Source organism: Actinoalloteichus hoggarensis (assembly GCF_002234535.1).
In the GTDB taxonomy this organism is placed as follows: Bacteria; Actinomycetota; Actinomycetes; order Mycobacteriales; family Pseudonocardiaceae; genus Actinoalloteichus_A; species Actinoalloteichus_A hoggarensis.
In genome coordinates, this window is record NZ_CP022521.1 from 50512 (window position 1) to 67227 (window position 16716).

The 16716-nt window shown below is 70.7% G+C and carries 17 protein-coding genes; 9 read left to right on the plus strand and 8 right to left on the minus strand.

The features are described from left to right. Positions 1–420: 420 nt before the first annotated feature. Together AHOG_RS00200 and AHOG_RS00205 are read right to left on the minus strand one after the other, a co-directional pair. Entirely contained in the window at positions 421–792 is a 372-nt protein-coding gene (locus AHOG_RS00200) for a hypothetical protein (protein WP_245856492.1), read from the minus strand. Positions 793–799: 7 nt separating this feature from the next. Then, on the minus strand, positions 800–1162 hold the full coding sequence (locus AHOG_RS00205; protein ID WP_157736546.1) for a hypothetical protein: 363 nt from the start codon (positions 1160–1162) through the stop codon (positions 800–802). A gap of 234 nt (positions 1163–1396) precedes the next feature. On the opposite strand from AHOG_RS00205, the gene AHOG_RS00210 reads away from it, so the two are divergent. From AHOG_RS00210 to AHOG_RS00220, 3 genes are all read left to right on the plus strand, one after another. Continuing rightward, positions 1397–2770, plus strand: a complete 1374-nt coding sequence (locus AHOG_RS00210) for a helix-turn-helix transcriptional regulator (protein WP_169725786.1) — start codon at positions 1397–1399, stop codon at positions 2768–2770. After that, positions 2767–3681: a phosphotransferase enzyme family protein gene (locus tag AHOG_RS00215; RefSeq protein ID WP_093939568.1), complete on the plus strand. Its 915-nt coding sequence runs from the start codon at positions 2767–2769 to the stop codon at positions 3679–3681. Before AHOG_RS00210 ends, AHOG_RS00215 begins: the two co-directional genes overlap by 4 nt. A 187-nt stretch (positions 3682–3868) precedes the next feature. Next, positions 3869–4183 carry a hypothetical protein gene (locus tag AHOG_RS00220; protein WP_245856493.1) on the plus strand — a complete coding sequence of 105 codons (315 nt, stop codon included), beginning with the start codon at positions 3869–3871 and terminating at the stop codon, positions 4181–4183. Positions 4184–4408: 225 nt separating this feature from the next. On the opposite strand, the gene AHOG_RS00225 is transcribed toward AHOG_RS00220, so the two are convergent. Genes AHOG_RS00225 through AHOG_RS00240 form a run of 4 tightly spaced genes read right to left on the minus strand, consistent with a single transcriptional unit; the run spans position 4409 to position 7314 of the window. Further along, positions 4409–5440 carry a copper resistance D family protein gene (locus AHOG_RS00225; RefSeq protein ID WP_093939570.1) on the minus strand — a complete coding sequence of 344 codons (1032 nt, stop codon included), beginning with the start codon at positions 5438–5440 and terminating at the stop codon, positions 4409–4411. Between the two features lie 38 nt (positions 5441–5478). Next, entirely contained in the window at positions 5479–6042 is a 564-nt protein-coding gene (locus AHOG_RS00230) for a copper resistance CopC family protein (RefSeq protein WP_311770188.1), read from the minus strand. Beyond that, positions 6039–6770, minus strand: coding sequence for a YcnI family copper-binding membrane protein (locus AHOG_RS00235; RefSeq protein ID WP_093939572.1), 732 nt, complete (start codon positions 6768–6770; stop codon positions 6039–6041). The genes AHOG_RS00230 and AHOG_RS00235 overlap by 4 nt, the downstream gene beginning before the upstream one ends. Next, positions 6745–7314 carry a hypothetical protein gene (locus tag AHOG_RS00240; protein ID WP_157736547.1) on the minus strand — a complete coding sequence of 190 codons (570 nt, stop codon included), beginning with the start codon at positions 7312–7314 and terminating at the stop codon, positions 6745–6747. The genes AHOG_RS00235 and AHOG_RS00240 overlap by 26 nt, the downstream gene beginning before the upstream one ends. Positions 7315–7690: 376 nt before the next feature. Between AHOG_RS00240 and AHOG_RS00245 the strand changes: the two genes are divergently transcribed. The 5 genes from AHOG_RS00245 to AHOG_RS00265 are packed head-to-tail and all read left to right on the plus strand — an operon-like array spanning position 7691 to position 12977. Beyond that, on the plus strand, positions 7691–9370 hold the full coding sequence (locus tag AHOG_RS00245) for a BCCT family transporter (protein ID WP_281258063.1): 1680 nt from the start codon (positions 7691–7693) through the stop codon (positions 9368–9370). Beyond that, entirely contained in the window at positions 9367–10014 is a 648-nt protein-coding gene (locus AHOG_RS00250; RefSeq protein ID WP_093939575.1) for an ABC transporter permease, read from the plus strand. Before AHOG_RS00245 ends, AHOG_RS00250 begins: the two co-directional genes overlap by 4 nt. After that, positions 10001–11209, plus strand: coding sequence for an ABC transporter ATP-binding protein (locus AHOG_RS00255; RefSeq protein WP_211290504.1), 1209 nt, complete (start codon positions 10001–10003; stop codon positions 11207–11209). The genes AHOG_RS00250 and AHOG_RS00255 overlap by 14 nt, the downstream gene beginning before the upstream one ends. Further along, positions 11206–11988, plus strand: a complete 783-nt coding sequence (locus AHOG_RS00260; protein WP_376700084.1) for an ABC transporter permease — start codon at positions 11206–11208, stop codon at positions 11986–11988. The genes AHOG_RS00255 and AHOG_RS00260 overlap by 4 nt, the downstream gene beginning before the upstream one ends. Next, positions 11985–12977 carry a glycine betaine ABC transporter substrate-binding protein gene (locus AHOG_RS00265; RefSeq protein ID WP_093939576.1) on the plus strand — a complete coding sequence of 331 codons (993 nt, stop codon included), beginning with the start codon at positions 11985–11987 and terminating at the stop codon, positions 12975–12977. Before AHOG_RS00260 ends, AHOG_RS00265 begins: the two co-directional genes overlap by 4 nt. A 259-nt stretch (positions 12978–13236) precedes the next feature. Here AHOG_RS00265 and AHOG_RS00270 read toward each other — a convergent pair whose 3' ends face one another. Further along, on the minus strand, positions 13237–13770 hold the full coding sequence (locus tag AHOG_RS00270) for a DUF6474 family protein (protein WP_184451060.1): 534 nt from the start codon (positions 13768–13770) through the stop codon (positions 13237–13239). Positions 13771–13939: 169 nt separating this feature from the next. Here AHOG_RS00270 and AHOG_RS00275 point away from each other — a divergent pair, with 169 nt between their 5' ends. Continuing rightward, on the plus strand, positions 13940–15649 hold the full coding sequence (locus tag AHOG_RS00275) for a TM0106 family RecB-like putative nuclease (RefSeq protein ID WP_093939577.1): 1710 nt from the start codon (positions 13940–13942) through the stop codon (positions 15647–15649). 283 nt (positions 15650–15932) lie between these two features. Here AHOG_RS00275 and AHOG_RS00280 read toward each other — a convergent pair whose 3' ends face one another. Continuing rightward, positions 15933–16691 (minus strand): SDR family NAD(P)-dependent oxidoreductase, encoded by a 759-nt coding sequence (locus tag AHOG_RS00280; protein WP_093944008.1) that lies wholly within the window; start codon positions 16689–16691, stop codon positions 15933–15935. Positions 16692–16716: the final 25 nt, after the last annotated feature.

Sequence of the window (16716 nt, forward strand, 5' to 3'; positions counted from 1 at the left end):
GGCGGTCACGTCGTGTGGGCGTCGACGGACTCGGCCCCATCTCGGGAGGGCTCTGGTTGGGCTGGCCTCGATGTCCGCTCATGGTGACGGCAACGGACACCGAGGCCGGTTGGAATCCGCGGACCAACACTGTCGGGGGAGGGACGTGAGTGTCGGCCCGCGGAAGTCGTGGTCTCGGCTTCGCGCTCGAGTCGTGCGTTCGTCGTCGTGGAGTCGACGGACGCAGCCGTGCCGCGGTGCTGCCGAGAGAGATCACTGTGCAGTTGTGCGCCCGGCGTCCGGACGGTGTTTTTCGGTGACCGGTGGCCCGCCGTGCACCGTCGGGGGCCGTGCGGTGGCGGACCACCGGCACCGAGGCGGTTGTTCGAACTCGCTCCAGTCGGGGGTTGGCACGAGGTCGAGACCGCCCGTCTTCGATGTTCAGGCGGCTCCGACGGAGATCGGAGACCGGTCCGTTGTTCCGACGTCGGGCCTGCCTGCCGTGCCGCCCGGCGCGGAAGCGGACGTGTCCTCCGGGGCCAGTCCGCCCATCACCAGGTGTTCGTAGGCCGCGCGCCACACCTCGCACGGCGCCTGCTGCTGCCGCCAGCGGGTGGAGCATTCGCGGCAGTTTCCTCGGTTGTCCGGCTGGTGCGCGCTGAGCAGCTCGCGCCAGCACTCGGTCAGACGGGGCAGCTCCGAACGAGCCACCGACAACAACGACGAGGTGTCGGCCCGCTCGGCGAGCCGGGTCAGCATGTCGAGCCGCTCCCACACCGCCGTCCGCAGGACACGGCCCAGAATCTCGTCCACCGCAACGTCACCCTTTCGCCAGTTCGGCGGCCTCGTGCAGCACCGTCCGAAGTCGACCGACCTCGGCTGCGGTCAGCACGGCCGTCTCACCGGGCGGCCCGAGCAGGACCACCCTGCCGTGATCGACGAGCACGGTGATGACGCAGGCGCGGTTGGCCACGTCTCGGCAGTCCACCAGCCAGTGCGGCCTGCCGCCGTGCGGTTCCGCGGAGCCGACGTCGTTGCGATCCGGCTCGCCGTCGTCCTCTCCCACCGGTCGGTCGTCGTGCAGTCCCTCGGCCCCGCTCGAAGCCGAGTCCGCACGGAGGACGTGGCGACGTCGCGCCTGCTCCGTGTCACCCCCCGCGAGGGGGTCGATCTGACTCGTCAAGCTCACGACTCTCGGTTCCTCACTGTCGATCGCACCGCGTTCCGTCGTTCCGGGTACAACCTTGATTCACAGGCGTTGTCATGGGGAGACCGATTGCGTTGATCGGCTGCACTTCGACGACAAGCGGTCGGCGATGTTCGGCGGGGCCGATCAGCTCCACCGATCGGGACTTCACCGACGCACAACGTGGCCTTACTCTGCGGGAGACGCCCGTTGGAGCGGGAGGGGGTTCAAATGAACACCATCGGTTCGCGTAGCTCTCTTGTTACATCGGAGTTCTGGGAGAGCCAGGAGATGCGTGAGGCGCTGCTGAAGCGCGAGATCAGCACCGTCTACAAGCTGCTTCGCAAGAACGGGATCTCTCAGCGTCAGATCGCCGCCGCGACGGGCCAGTCGCAGTCCGAGGTCTCGGAGATCCTCAAGGGCAGGCAGGTCATGGCGTATGACGTGCTGGTCAGGATCGCCGACGGCCTGGGGGTGCCGAGGGGATTCATGGGCCTGGCCTATGACGAGGGCACGGCGATCAAGGTCGTCGGCACGTCCGGTGACCCACAGTCGGAGGAGGACGAATCGGTGAAGCGCCGCAAATTCCTGGCGCACGCTGCCGCCGTGACCGTCGGCGCGGCCGTCTTCGGGGAAGACGAGGGCTGGGCACCTGCCTCTGATCAGACCCCGATCCCGGGGCGGATCGGAGTGACCGACGTACGTCAGATCGAGGCGGCGACCAGTGCGCTGCGCTCGTTGGACTCTCGGCACGGCGGCGGTTTCTGCCGAGACGCCGTGATCGCCCAGCTCCGGTGGGCGCAGCAGCTGTTGAGTGCCCAACGCCGGGACGGGATCGAGAATCGACTGTTCGTCGCCATCGGCGACCTGCACAACCTGGCGGGCTGGACCTCCTTCGACACCGGATTGATCGACTCCGCGCGCGGACACTTCTCCCGGGCGCTGGAGTTCGCGCGTCGTGGCGGAGACGACTCGTTGGTCGCCAACGTGCTCTACCGCACGGGACGGCTCTACCTGCACCACGAGGAGCCCAACGAGGCACTCAAGCTGTTCCAGCTCGGACAGATGGCGGCGCAGAACACGGGCTCGCAGCTCACCACCGCGGTCCTCTGCGCCAACGAGGCATGGGCCTACGCGAAGCTGGGCATGGAGCGGCCCGCCAAGAACCTGGTGAACATGGCCAAGGACATGTTCGAGCGCAGCGAGCGCACCGATCCGCCCGGCTGGGTGCGGTTCTTCGACGAGACCGACCTGTACGCCATGATCGGTGCGATCCACACCGAGCTGGCGACCAAGGACGACGCCGACCCGAAGCACAGCAGGATCGCGATCAACTCGCTGACCAGGGCCATCAACGACTACGGCGGCGTGCCGACAAGGAACGTCGCGTTCCAGTGCACGATGCTGGCGCTCAACCACCTCATCGAGGGCGACATCGACCAGGGCGCCTCGATGGGCGCCCTCGCCCTCGACGCCAGCGAGCACGTGCGCTCGAAGCGGGTCTTCGACCGGATGCGGCCGCTCGAGGACCTCGCCCAGAAGCGATCCGCCAATCCGATGAGCCGGGAGCTCGCGGAGCGGATCAGGAGTCACCGAGTGGCATGACGGTGATCGCGGAGAACCGACTCGACGGTCGTTTCACGATCGACAAGCTGACCGTCGCGCTCGGGGAGGTGTGCGCCCGAGTCGGACTGGACCCCGCCGGGGCGAGGCTGCTCCGCTTCACGAACAACGCCGTGTTCGAATTGGCCGATCGGCGGCACGTGGTGCGCATCGTCGCCTCGGCCCGCCTGCGGCATCGCGCGGAGAAGGTCGTGCGGATGGCGCGCTGGCTGGCCGAGAACGGTGTCGCCGCCGTACGGCTGCCGCCGGGTCTCGATCAGCCGGTCCACGCGGGCGGGCAGGTCGCGACGATCTGGGAGGCGATTCCCCACGTGGGATCGCCTCCCGGCGCCGAGGAGCTGGCGCGGCTGCTGCGAGACATTCATCGACTGCCCGCACCGGACTTCCCCCTGCCGACCTGGCGACCGTTGGACGACGTGCGCCGCAGGCTCGCCGACGCGGAGGAGCTGTCCGATCGAGATCGCGGTTTCCTGGAACGTCGCTGCGCCGACGTGGCGGAACGGCTCCGTGACCTGCGCTTCCCGCTGCCGCAGGGCGTCCTGCACGGCGACGCGCACCTGGGCAACCTCATCCCGGGGCCTGCGGGCACGGCGATCTGCGACTTCGACTCCGCGTGTGTGGGGCCGAGGGAATGGGATCTGACACCGCTCGCGGTCGGCGCCCAGCGCTTCCTGCATCCGGAGGAGCAGCAGCGGCTGCTGGCTCACGAGTACGGCTTCGACATCACCCGCTGGTCGGGTTTCGCCGTGCTGCGCGACGTGCGGGAACTCAAGCTCACCACCAGCGTGCTGCCGATCCTGCGCAGCAACCCCGGCGTCCGCGCCCAGTTGCAGCTGCGTCTGGACTCGCTGCGGTCTGGTGACGACAGCGTGCCCTGGACGCCCTATCGTTGATCACCCGACGGGGCGTCCGGACGCGTAACGGCGGGGCCCCGTTCGGCGATGCCCAGGCTGTCCCGGTCGGAAGAACGCCGCCGCTGTGTCGCGGGCGAGGGTTCGTCGACTACGCCGCATCGCCTGCGGTCGTCGCCGGTCGGGCCTGCGTGGTTCGGGCGTCCGCATGTAGGCGAGGTGGCTGTCGGTGGCGTGGCCCAGGGATCGTCGGATTCGACCGAGCGCCGCTCGACGGCGTGCGCTGCGCACCGCCGCGATGCTCGACGAACTGGTGGACGCGCAGCTCTCGCTGGTCGTCGGGCTTGCCGAGCCCGCCGCGCGGCGGGCCTCGGAGTACCTCGCGGCCCTGGTCATGCTGGGGCAGGCGTATCGCTGGTACGCGGCGGGCTGGATCGGTCGGCGGGAACTGCATCGACGCGGCCGGGAGTGCATGGCCGTCCTGGACCGGATGACGCGGCGACCGGAGGCCGTCCGCGCGTTGCGGCACATCGGCCGGTTCTAGTCGCGAGCGGCGGGGCTCGGCGGGGACCGGCGGCATTCGGCGCCTGCGTCGAGAGCCGGGGCCTGGAGTGGTGGCGGGCCCGGTATCGTCGCGGGCCCGCCGCGCAAGCACATCGCCGGCGCCTCATCCGCGGTGTCGGGACCGCTGCCGGGAGCCTCGTCCGCCGTCCGCGCGTGGCGTCTCCACACGGAGCGCCCTGCGCGGCTCGCTCCGGGCGGTGCGGCGTCAGGCGATGGCGAGCACGGCGGCGAGCCCGTAGGCGGCCAGCATGATGCCGAGTTCGACGGATGCCCAGACCGCCAGGCCGCTGCCCTGATGCCGGGCGACGCCGGGAACGATCCGGAATCGCAGCCGCGCTCCGAACACGGCCAGCAGAAGCAGAGCGATGGTCTTGGCGAGGATGAGGCTGCCGTACCCGGTGCTGTACAGCGCCGAGAACTCCAACTCGATGCGGATCAGCGCACCGAGCAGACCGCTCAGCGCAACGGCGGCCAGACACCAGCCCGCCACCGTGGAGTAGCCGGGTAGCACCCGTGCCGCCAGGCCCCGGCGCGGCGCCACGAACAGCAGTACCGCCCCCAGCCCGCCGACCCAGATCGAGGCCGCTCCGGCGTGCACCGCCGCCGACGTCACGGCCAGGGTGTCCAAGCCGGTCACCGAGGCATGCCCGGTGAGCGGCAGGGCCGCCGTGCCGAGCAGCGCGACGATCAGTGCCTCCCGACGGAGGGATTCACGCCGCCGCCCGAGCACCACGGCGACGCCGCAGGCCGCGGCGGCGCCCACGACGACGAGCAGTGCTCGGCCCGCGGGCACGACGGCGAGGTATTCCACCAGTCGGGGTAGTGAGATCCACAGCCCGGCGCCTGCGGCGGCGCCCGCCTGGGCCCACAGCAGGACCAGAGCGAGCAGCGCCCAGGCGGCCGCCGCGGCGAGGGCGGCTCGGGCCGCGGAGCGGTCCGCGGCGGCGGCGGCCTTGGCGGCGGTCGCCGCCTCGCCGCCGTGCGGCGGCCTGCCGGTGCGCAGCAGCAGACGGAGAACGGACAGACCGACCACGGCGGTGCCCGTGACGTCGACGGCCAGGCGGAGCGCGGGCAGCGTGACCCCGGTGAGGCCGTCCGCCGCAGGCGTCGTCGAGCGATCGAACGCGGTGGCGAGAGCGAGACCGAGCGTCAGCCCGAGCAGCGCCCCCGCCCCCGCCGTGAGCAGCGGAGCGCCGAGTGGTCCACGACCGCTCGTTGATCCACTAGTACTACTCACCAGTACTGCTCACTACTTCTGGCCGATGGGACCGTTCGTTACCCCTTGGACGTGTCGCCGCCACCGAAACGGATCCCCACCGTGACTCCGACGGCGAGCAGGACGGCGGCTCCCGCGATCCACGGCCAGACCGGCATGCCCTCCTCCGTCGAGGCCTCGTCGGCGGAGCCGTCCGCCGACGCCTCGTCGTCCGCGGGCTGCGGCGGGACGTCGCCGTCGCCTGCCTCGGTCAGGGTGAAGGTCGTGCTTCCCCGCACCGTGTGGCCGTCCGCGGACAGCACCCGGAAGCCCACGGTGTACTCGCCTGCCGGGCCGAGCGGGTGCACCGTCGTGCTGACGGTCTCGCCGTCGACGGTCGCCTCGCTGGTCTCCTCCCACCGGTTCTGGTCCGGGCCGGTCACCGTCACCGTGTTGAAGCCCGGCTGGACGATCTGATCGAAGACCAGGTCGATCCGATCCGGTGCGGTGTCGATCTCGGCGCCGTTCTCCGGGCTGCTGTCGATGAGGACGTTGTGCGCCGAGGCGGGCGTGGCGGTGCCGACCATGCCGAGACCGATCACCGCCGCCGCGAGCACCCAGGCGACGCCGCGTCGCATGGTCATCGCCTCCTCGCCCGCAGCATCGCTCCGATGCCGAAGCCGACGCCGAGCGCGCCGACGACCAGACCGCCGCCGCCGAGCAGTCGGGCGGTGTCGTCCTGGGCACCGCTCGCGGTCACGGCGTCCTCCGACTCCGCGTCGCCGGATTCGGTGCCCCGCGTGGTCGTTCCGTGGCCGTCACCGTGGCCGTGCCCCCCGTCGCCTTCGACGAGGGTGAGCATCGGCGCGGGCCGAGCGGGCTCCTCGCCGTCCTCCGTCGGGGGCTCGTCCCAGGCCACGACCTCGCCGCTGTCATAGGTCTGCACGGCGGGCATGACGAAGTGGTCGGTGTCCGTGGGAAGCCCGCCCAGGCTCAGGGAGAACTCCTGAAACTCATCGGGGGCGATCCCGGCGCCGTCCTCGGCGGTCCAGGTGATGGTGCTGACGGCGGGCTCCTGGTCCGACTCCTCGGACTCCTCGAAGCGTTCGACCTCCACCGTCCAGCCCGGCTGGGGCCGGGTGCGGACGGACGAGAGCGGGTACTCGGCGGGGAAGCTGACCGAGACGCTCACCGTGCCTGCGTCCGGCCGCTCGTTGGGGACCCGCAGCGCGAAGGTGGCGAACCCGCCCGAGGTCGCCTCGTCGGGGACGGCGGTGACGTGGGCGAGGGCCGTGCCCGCCCCCGCGAGGCCGAAGACGCCGGCCAGAGCGAGGGCTCCGCCGAGCCTACGGGCAGTGCAAAATGTCGACATGTCGCTTTCTCTCCTGGCGGCAGTGATCCCGCACCGTGTCGGCGGGACCGAGGTGACGTACTGCGTGGAGAGTCGGCGGACCGCGCCGGGTGTTGGCCCGTCGGGCGAGTACCTGGTCGTGGCGAGACTGGCCGCTGGTCAACGGTGTGAGCGTGCCCCGCAGAGCGGGAACGACGAGGGGTTCGCCCGTCAACAGCCTGCGGAGCCTTGCCACGCTGCGGGCGAAGGCCCCGACTCCTCGGCACAGCACCCGCTCGGCCTGAGTCAGCAGGAGGGCACCGACGATGGTGGCCGCAGCATGCGCGCCCACCATGAGAAGCGGATCGAGTTCCGCCGTCACCGCGGTCGCCGAGTGACCGTGGGCGCTCAGCGCCTCCAACAGCAGGTGCATCCCCAGCTGGGCGGCGGTCAGCGTCAGCAGCGTGGCGCGCAGACTCCGGCTGCGATTCGGCGCGGCGAGCAGCGCCGCCGCGAGTAGTGCGGTAAGAACCAGCGTGAGGCCGAGGCCGGGCGCGGACCCGCCCGCGAGGGCATGTGCAGACACGGAGAGTGACGATGCGAGGCCGGTCGTCAGCGCGTCGCCGAGCGTTCGCGGCGCCGGCCGATCACCTCCTGACACCCCTCTCACGTCGGCAAGCCTATGTGTCGTTTCGATGACACCCCGCGTGGGCCTGGTTGCTTCTGCGAGCGTCGTGAGCAACGGTGGAGTCCCTTGACGGCATGCTTCTCACTCAGAGCACGCGCTGTGTGCTCTGAGTAATGGGCGTGCCTCCCGTAGAGAGGAGGGGCGCCCCTGACCGGGCGTCGCACATGAAGTGACGACAGAAGACCCTGATAGCGATCGATCACTCGGCACCGCCGATGCCCCGACCACGTCACACGCCGCGACCAGAACCGCGCGGCCGACGACGGACTGGGTCGTGTTCGGCATCTCGGCGGTGCTCGCGTTGGCGTTCCTGGCGTGGGGAATGCTGGACACCAGCGGACTCGGTGACTTCTCCGGCTCCGCCCTCGGCTGGCTGATGACCAACACCGGCTGGGTGTTCGTGCTGGCGGCCTCCGGCTTCGTCGTGTTCATCCTGTGGTTGGCGGCAAGCAGGTACGGCAACATCCCACTCGGCCGCGACGACGAGAAGCCCGAGTTCCGGACCGTCTCGTGGATCGCGATGATGTTCAGTGCCGGTATGGGCATCGGTCTGATGTTCTTCGGTGTTACCGAGCCGCTTTCGCATTATGCGGCACCGCCGCCCGGCACCGTCGCCGCCGAGACCAACGAGGCGGTGTCGACCGCCATGGCCACCTCGCTGTTCCACTGGACGCTGCATCCGTGGGCCATCTACGCGGTGCTCGGCCTCGCGATCGCCTACGGCACCTTCCGCCGAGGACGCAGGCAGCTGATCAGCGCCGCCTTCGCGCCGTTGTTCGGCAGGCGGATGGCCGGCGGACCGATCGGCAGGGTCATCGACATCCTGGCCATCTTCGCCACCCTGTTCGGCTCGGCTACCTCGTTGGGCCTCGGAGCGCTCCAGATCGGTAGCGGCCTTCAGGAACTGGGCTGGGCGCAGAACCTGAGTACCACGGTCCTCGTGATGATCATCGTCGTCCTGACCATCGCCTTCATCGCCTCGGCCGTGTCCGGCGTCGCGAAGGGCATCCAGTGGCTCTCGAACATCAACATGGTCCTCGCGGCGCTGCTCGCGGTGTTCCTGTTCGTGGTCGGCCCGACGGTGTTGATCCTCAACCTGGTGCCCACCTCCATCGGCGCCTACTTCAACGACCTGGCGATGATGGCCGCCCGCACCGATGCCACCGGCGGCGACGTCGTCAACGAATGGCTCTCCGGGTGGACGGTCTTCTACTGGGCCTGGTGGATCTCGTGGGCGCCGTTCGTCGGCCTCTTCATCGCGCGCATCAGTCGAGGCCGCACCATCCGCCAGTTCGTCAGCGGCGTCATCCTGGTGCCCAGCGCCGTCAGCCTGGTGTGGTTCGCCGTCCTCGGAGGCAGCGCGATCTACGAGCAGCAACAGGGGATAGACCTGGCGAACGCGGGCGGACAGGAGGCGCAGCTCTTCGGACTGCTCGCCGCGTTCCCACTGTCCGAGGTGGTCAGCGTCCTGGTCATGGTGCTCGTCGCCATCTTCTTCGTCTCCGGCGCCGACGCGGCCGCCGTCGTCATGGGCACGATGTCCGAACGCGGGTCCATCTCGCCGAGTCGACCCGTCGTCATCTTCTGGGGCGTGGCCACCGGCGCGGTCGCGGCGATCATGCTGTTGGTGGGCGACGGCAGCGGCGACGCGCTGGCCGGACTCCAGAACCTGACCATCCTCGCCGCCGCGCCGTTCGTGCTGGTGATGGTGCTGCTGTGCATGTCGCTGGCCAAGGACCTGCGCAGCGACCCGATGGTTCGACGCAGTGAGAAGGCGGATGCGGTGATCGAGCAGGCCGTGATCCACGGCAATCAGCGCTTCGCGGGCGACTTCCAGCTTCAGGTCGGTGCCGCGAAGAAGACAGACACCGGTAAGAAGGGCCCCACGCTGCCCGGCTCGTCGGCGGACGAGTCGCCGATCGGTGACTCCACGAACCAGGACGGGTCGACGTGAGTCTCTGGGAATACATCGGCTCGCGATGGGAACAGCTCGGCGTCGACGCCTTCCAACACGCCAGCGCCGTGGTGCAGTGCACGCTGATCGCGGCGATCATCGGCGTGCTGATCGGCATCGCCGTCTACCGCAGCCCGGCAGGCTCATCGGTGGCGACCGCGCTGACCAGCGCGATCCTGACGGTGCCGTCCTTCGCGCTGTTCGGCCTGCTCATTCCCGTGCTCGGTCTCGGTGTACCGCCGACGGTGACGGCGCTGGTCCTCTACGCGCTGCTGCCGATCGTGCGGAACACCATCGTCGGCCTCGGCGCGGTCGACCCGTCGGTGGTCGACGCGGCGCGAGGCATCGGGATGAGCCGATGGAGCGTGCTGACCAGGGTCGAGCTGCGGCTCGCCTGGCCCTCGGTGCTCACCGGGATGCGGGTCAGCACGCAGATGCTCATGGGCATCCTCGCCATCGCCGCCTACGCCAAGGGCCCCGGCCTGGGCAATCAGATCCTGACCGGCCTGGCCAGGGTCGGAAGCGCGAACGCGGTCAACTCGGCCATCGCGGGAACGCTCGGCATCATCGCGCTGGCCCTGCTGCTGGACGCGTTGTACATCGTGATCGGCCGACTGACCACGTCAAGGGGTGTCCGTGTCTGAATCGAGCAGTACGACCGGTGCGAGAGCGCAGACGGGCTCGACGGGCGGGGACAGTGTCGAGATCCACCTCGACGAGGTCACCAAGCGCTACGGCAACCAGTCGTCGCCCGCCGTCGACTCGGTGACGATGACCATCCCGGCAGGGGAGACGGTGGTCTTCGTCGGTCCGTCCGGCTGCGGCAAGACGACCACCATGAAGATGATCAACCGCCTGATCGAGCCGACGTCCGGCCGGATCACCATCGGCGGTCGGGACGCGCTCAGCCTGAACCCCGACGAACTGCGGCGCAGCATCGGATACGCCATCCAGCAGGTCGGGTTGTTCCCGCACCTGACGGTGGGGGAGAACATCGGCGTGGTGCCCGGCCTGCTCGGCTGGGACAAGGCGCGGATCAAGGACCGGACGGAGGAGATGCTCGACCTGGTCGGACTTGACGCGAGCGAGTTCATCGGCCGGTTCCCCCGGCAGCTCTCCGGCGGCCAGCAGCAGCGGATCGGGGTGGCCAGAGCTCTGGCCGCCGACCCACCCGTGTTGCTGATGGACGAGCCCTTCGGCGCGGTCGACCCGATCACCAGGGGCAACCTGCAGGACGAGTTGATGCGGCTCCAGGCGGAACTGGGCAAGACGATCGTCTTCGTCACCCACGACTTCGACGAGGCGGTCAAGCTCGGCGACCGGATCGCCGTGCTCGGCGATCAGTCTCGGATCCTGCAGTACGACACTCCGGAGGCGATCCTGGCCAATCCGGCGGACGACACGGTCGCAGGCTTCGTCGGCGCCGGTGCCTCGCTCAAGCAGCTCACGCTGCTGCGGGTGCGCGACATCGAGCTGGAGGAGGTGCCGACGGCGTCGGTGGAGGAGGCCCCGGAGGCGCTGTCGGCCCGGCTCGGCACCCGACCGGGCGCCGTCGGCCTGGTTCTGGACCGGCGGCGCAGGCCGATCCGCTGGGCCACCCGGCGCGAACTGGCCAGGGCCGGCTCGCTCGCCACGGTGGGGCGGCCGGTCGCCGACAGCGTCGACCGTGCCTCGACCCTCCAGGACGCACTGGAGGCGATCCTGACCGACGACGACGGTTACGCCGTGGTCACCCGGTCCCGAGGCGAGTACGCGGGCGTGGTCGGCATCGACACACTGATGGCCACCATCCGGCAGCTGCGCGAGCAGCACGAGGGCGACGACGGGACCGCGTCGTGACCACCTCCGTCGCACAGGGTGCGACGCCGGACATGAACTCGGGTTCGCGGCGCGGCGACCGGCTACGACTGTTCATCGAGCCCGCGATCGTGCTGGCGTTGATCGCCGGGGTGTTGGTCTGGGCGTTCACCAGAGACCTGGACGACATCGAGGCACGCAACATCAACTTCGCGGTGTTGACGTCGCTGACCTGGGAGCACATCCAGATCACCGCCATGGTGACGTTGATCGTGCTCCTGGTGGCGGTGCCGTTGGGCATCCTGGTGACCAGGCCGTGGGCCCGGCTCATCGCACCGGTGGTGCTGATCATCGCCAACATCGGTCAGGCGGCGCCTGCGATCGGCATCCTGGTGTTGTTCTTCCTGTGGACCGGCCAGACGGGGTTCTGGATCGTGGTGCTGCCCACCGCGCTCTACGCCCTGCTTCCGGTGCTGCGCAACACCATGATCGGCATCCAGCAGGTGGACCCCAGTCTGTTGGAGGCGGGTCGGGGCGTCGGGATGTCGAACCTCACCGTCCTACGCCGCATCGAACTGCCCCTGGCCGTTCCGTTCGTCCTGGCGGGCCTGCGCACCTCGCTGGTGCTGGCCGTCGGCGTCGCGACGCTGGCGTTCTTCGTCGGCGGCGGCGGGCTGGGCGAGCTGATCGACGCCGGATACAAGCTCGGCAGGCCGTCGGTCCTGGTGGTGGGCGCGGCGCTGGCGATGGCCTTGGCACTGTTGGTGGACTGGCTCGGCGGGCTCGCCGAGCGGCTCCTCGGACCGAAGGGACTGCGATGAGCACGACACGTCGCCGCGTCGCCCTGCTGGGGGCGACGGTGCTGACCTCGGTCTCGGTGCTCGCGGGCTGCGGGCTCAGCTCGGGGGCGGCGCTGTCCCTGGAAGTCGGGCCGGGCTCGATCCAGGTGAACCCGGCCTTCGAAGACGCGGTCTTCACCGTCGGATCGAAGGACTTCACCGAGAACTGGCTGCTCGGCTACATGACGTTGTTCACGCTGTCCGCGGCGGGTGCCGAGGTGCGAGACCTGACCAACATCCAGGGCTCCAACAGCGCGCGCGACGCCCAGGCAGCGGGCCAGATCGACATGATGTGGGAGTACACCGGCACGTCCTGGATCTCCTACAACGGCAAGGTCGACCCGATCACGGATGCCGTGGCGCAGTACGACGCGGTCGCCGAGCTGGACCGGCGGGAACATCAGCTGGTGTGGACGGCGATGTCCCCGGTGGACAACACCTACGCCTTCGCGTTGAACAGGGAGAACGCCGAACGCCTCGGAGTGGAGACGCTCTCCGACCTGGCGGCGCTCGTCAACGAGGACCCGTCGGCGGCCACGTTCTGCGTGGAGACCGAGTTCGCCAGCCGGAACGACGGGATGCCGGGTGTGGAGGAGGCCTACGGCTTCAGCGTCCCGCCGGAGAATCTCAACACCCTGGCCATCGGGCCGATCTACCAGGCCACCGCCGACGGCGAGGTCTGCACCGTCGGCGAGATCTTCAGCACCGACGGCCGGGTGCTTGGCCTGGACCTGGTGGTCTTGGAGGACGACCGGCTGTTCTTCCCCCGGTACAACGCCTCCGTCGTGGTCCGTGAGGAGGTCATCGAGGAGTACCCGGAGGTCAGGGAGGTGCTCGACCCGGTGGCCGAGGCGCTGAACAACGACGTGATGCGGGAGCTCAACGCGAAGGTCGACGTGGAGGGCCAGGACCCGGATCAGGTGGCCAGGGACTGGCTCATCGAGGAGGGCTTCGTCACAGCGGCCGAGTGACGAGGACGACGTGAACGCCCGGACGTCGTCTCCTCAGGGTCGGCCACCGACCGCCAGGCTCGTGGACGGCCGTGAGGAGGCACGCTCCGCGGGCCAGGCGCGTCGGCGCCCTGCTCGGCGCCGGGTCGAATCGAACGGCGGGCCGGACACACACCGCCGGCGCCTCGACACGCCACCGGCGCGCATGCCCCGGTGCCCGACCCCGGCGTGTCGGCCTGCGGCGAGGAACGGGGACGTCGTAACGCGCCTGCCGCCGTGCTCAGCCTGCCGCCGAGCGCGGGGCCTGCGCCCTGCCCGACGCGGCCGAAGCACCGCCTGCGGTCGACCCGAGCCGTGTGCTCAGGCCGAAACGGCGCAGGAGCTCGTCCTCCACCTGCGCCAGCTCCGCGTCGACCGCCCGGTGCGCGGCTCGCCGCCGTTCGGCGGGCATCCGTTCCGCCGCCCGGACCGCGGCGAGGAGCTGCCGAAGTCGGGGCTCGATCCCCACGGCGAATCGGGCGTCCTCGTGCTTGTCGCCGTCTCGCTCGCGGAGCGCGTCCAGCGCCTCCCGCACGCCGACGATCCGCGCGTGCAGGGCGGCTCCGCGGCCGCTGAACTCCGCCAGCCGCTCGACCGGGACGCCGAGCCGCCGGGCCCGCAATCGGTCGACCGCGTCGCGCGCCGAGGCCGCCGCCCCTGCGGCGAACGGGAGCAGCACCGGTGCCGCGACCGGGATCAACGCCTTCGCCAGCCCCGTGAGCCGTCTGCCACCACGCCCCTTCGAGGCGGGGTCGTCCTTCTTCCGTCGTGCCATCGCCTGAGCACCTCCGCATTCCTGCCTGGAGCACCGCCCTGGAGCACCGGCTGGGACAGCCTGCTGGGGGTACTCCAGCGAGATCGCCAATCGTGCCAGATCAGCCGCGAGGCGCGTGCGACATCGGGTGTCGACTCGGGCATCCCGGGGGTGCGCTTACGCTCGATGTGTGACGGACACGGTTCTTCTCGACGCGGGGGTGGTGACGCGGTGTCGCCGTCGGGTCCATCTGGAGAACGACCCGACGATGACGGACACGCCCAAGGCGGAGCCGGACACCGCCGCCGAGCAGCGGATGGCGGACGCGGCCGCCCACCGGGCGAGCGTCGCCAGGCGGCTCGCCGAGCTGCACGAACCCGGTTGGGTCGAGATCGCGCGGGACCTGCCGTCGAGCGTCAGAGCCCGCGCCACGCTCGACGCGATGGCGGCCGAGACACCGCTGATCTGGGGTGCCCAGCTGCCCGGTGACCCGGACCACGGGCGCCGCGGCGGCATCGACCTGCTCGTACGGTCCGACGGCCGCTACCTCCCCGTCCTGGTGGTCCGGCATAAGGTGAGCGACCCGGGCTCCGGAGTGCGGACCAGCCCCTTGGAGTCCCCGACCTTCGCCGCCGCCCGGCCGGACCCGAATCGCAAGGCCCGGCCGCAGGCGAGGGACCAGCTGCGGCTCGCACACATTCACCGGCTGCTCCAGGCCGTGACGGCCGGCCGGGACGAGGGCGGAGACACGGCCCGGCAGGCACCCGGCAGGCGCAGATCGGTCGGCAGAGGCGCGGCGAGCGGCCGGGGACGTGCCGTCGGCGGTGTCATCGGCATGGACGGCGACGTCGTGGTCTGGCACGACCTGGAGGCGCCGAACTGGCCGGGCGGCCGGACGGCGCTGGACGAGTACGACAAGCGGTTCGCCGACCGGCTCGCCGTCGCCGCGGCGGCGGCCGCGGGCGCCGAACCGCTGGCCCGGCCGTCACGCATCCTCGAATGCCGATCATGCCCGTGGTGGCCGGTGTGCGAACAGACGCTGCGGGCCGAACGAGACGTGAGCCTGGTGGTCCGAGGTGAGGACGCGACGGCGTTCCGGTCGGTCGGGGTGGGCACCGTCGACGGGCTCGCCGCGCTCGACCCGCGGGGCCGGTCGCCGGTGCCGCTGATGGGCGCGGGATTCGGCGACTCCGTCGTGCTGGCCAGGGCCTGGCTGCGGGACCTGTCGATGATCCGCCGCGTCCGGGACGTCCAGGTGCCCCGCGCGGACGTCGAGGTGGACGTCGACATGGAGAGCTTCGGCGACGGCGGCGCCTACCTGTGGGGTTCGCTGCTGTCCGGCGCCGACGTCGGCGAGCCCGCGGGATACCGCGCCTTCGCGACCTGGGAGCCGGTTCCGACCCCCGACGAGGCGCGGTCCTTCGCCGAGTTCTGGTCGTGGTTGCGCACGGTCCGGATGCGGGCGGCGGCGCGCGGCCTGACCTTCCGCGCCTACTGCTACAACGAACTGGCCGAGAACCGCTGGCTGCTGTCCTCCGCGAGCCGATTCGAGGGGATCGAGGGGGTGCCCGCCGTCGGCGAGGTGCGTGCCTTCATCCAGTCGGAGGAATGGGTGGACCTCTTCGCGATCGTCCGCGAGCAGTTCCTCTGCGCGGGCGGGCGGGGACTCAAGACCATCGCGCCGGCGGCGGGCTTCTCGTGGCGGGACCCCGAGGCGGGCGGCGAGAACTCGATGCGCTGGTATCGCGACGCCGTCGGGCTGGACGGCGCGCCCCCGGACGATCGGCAGCGAGAGCGGCTGCTCCGCTACAACGAGGACGACGTGCAGGCGACCCTGGCCCTACGCCGCTGGATGACCTCGGCCGAGGTCACCCGGGTGCCGTACGCCGGAGACCTCTGAGGGGGCTCGCCCGGTTCCGCGCGGTCTGTGGGTTCCGTGACTCGGCGGGCTGCCACGCCGGTCGGGGCCTCACAGGATTCTCCGGCCGCGGCGGCCGGACCTCGCTCGGCATCGAAACCGTGTCCTCGCGGGCTCGTCCGCCGCTTCGATGCGCCAGGCTCGGTCCCGCCGCGTCCGGGCCGCCCTTCAAGGCCCGGGCCACGCCGTGTCGGACGAACACCGGCTGCGCGGCGGCGATCCGTGTGGCCGTGATCGCCGCCGCGCACGGCCCGACGTCCTCCACTCAGCGCGGCGGCATCCGCAGCGCGCCGTCGAGCCGGATGGTCTCGCCGTTGAGGTAGTCCTGCTCGATGATCGACAGCACCAGCCTCGCGTAGTCCTCCGGGTGTCCCATGCGCTTCGGGAACTGGAGGTTCGACTCCAGCTTCTCGCGGAACTCCGGCGTGATGCCCGCCATCATCGGTGTGCTGAGGATGCCGGGGGCGATGGTCATCACTCGGACTCCCAGTGAGGCCAGGTCACGGGCGGCGGGCAGCGTCATCCCCGCGACGCCGCCCTTGGACGCCGAGTAGGCGGCCTGCCCGACCTGCCCCTCGAACGCGGCGACCGACGCGGTGTTGACGACCACGCCCCGATGTCCCTCGGCGAGCGGATCGGTGGCGGCCATCGCCTCCGCCGCCAGGCGCATCACGTTGAACGTGCCGATCAGGTTGATCTCGATGACCTTGCGGAAGAGCTCCAGATCGTGGACGCCCTTGCGGCTGAGGATGCGGCCGGCGTCGGCGACGCCCGCGCAGTTCACCGCGACGCGCAGCGGCAGTCCGGAGCCGGTGGCCGCGTCGACGGCCGCCTGCACCTGCTCGGCGCTGCGCACGTCGGCGGCGACGAACCGGACGCCCTCCACGGGGGCCGCCGCCTCGACGGCCGAGGGCAGATCGAGGGCGAACACCGTGGCGCCTTCGGCCGCGAGGGCTCGTGCGGTGGCGCCGCCGAGCCCGGAGGCTCCGCCGGTGACGATCGCTGCGGTGTCGGTGATCTGCATCTGCTCTCCCTTGAGCACGTAGGTC

Bases quoted from the DNA above. Each gene is read 5' to 3' on its own strand.
- AHOG_RS00265 (WP_093939576.1), top strand. From the start codon at position 11,985: ATGAGCACGACACGTCGCCGCGTCGCCCTGCTGGGGGCGACGGTGCTG.
- AHOG_RS00235 (WP_093939572.1), bottom strand. From the start codon at position 6,770: ATGTCGACATTTTGCACTGCCCGTAGGCTCGGCGGAGCCCTCGCTCTG.
- AHOG_RS00210 (WP_169725786.1), top strand. From the start codon at position 1,397: ATGAACACCATCGGTTCGCGTAGCTCTCTTGTTACATCGGAGTTCTGG.
- AHOG_RS00270 (WP_184451060.1), bottom strand. From the start codon at position 13,770: ATGGCACGACGGAAGAAGGACGACCCCGCCTCGAAGGGGCGTGGTGGC.
- AHOG_RS00215 (WP_093939568.1), top strand. From the start codon at position 2,767: ATGACGGTGATCGCGGAGAACCGACTCGACGGTCGTTTCACGATCGAC.
- AHOG_RS00230 (WP_311770188.1), bottom strand. From the start codon at position 6,042: ATGACCATGCGACGCGGCGTCGCCTGGGTGCTCGCGGCGGCGGTGATC.
- AHOG_RS00280 (WP_093944008.1), bottom strand. From the start codon at position 16,691: ATGCAGATCACCGACACCGCAGCGATCGTCACCGGCGGAGCCTCCGGG.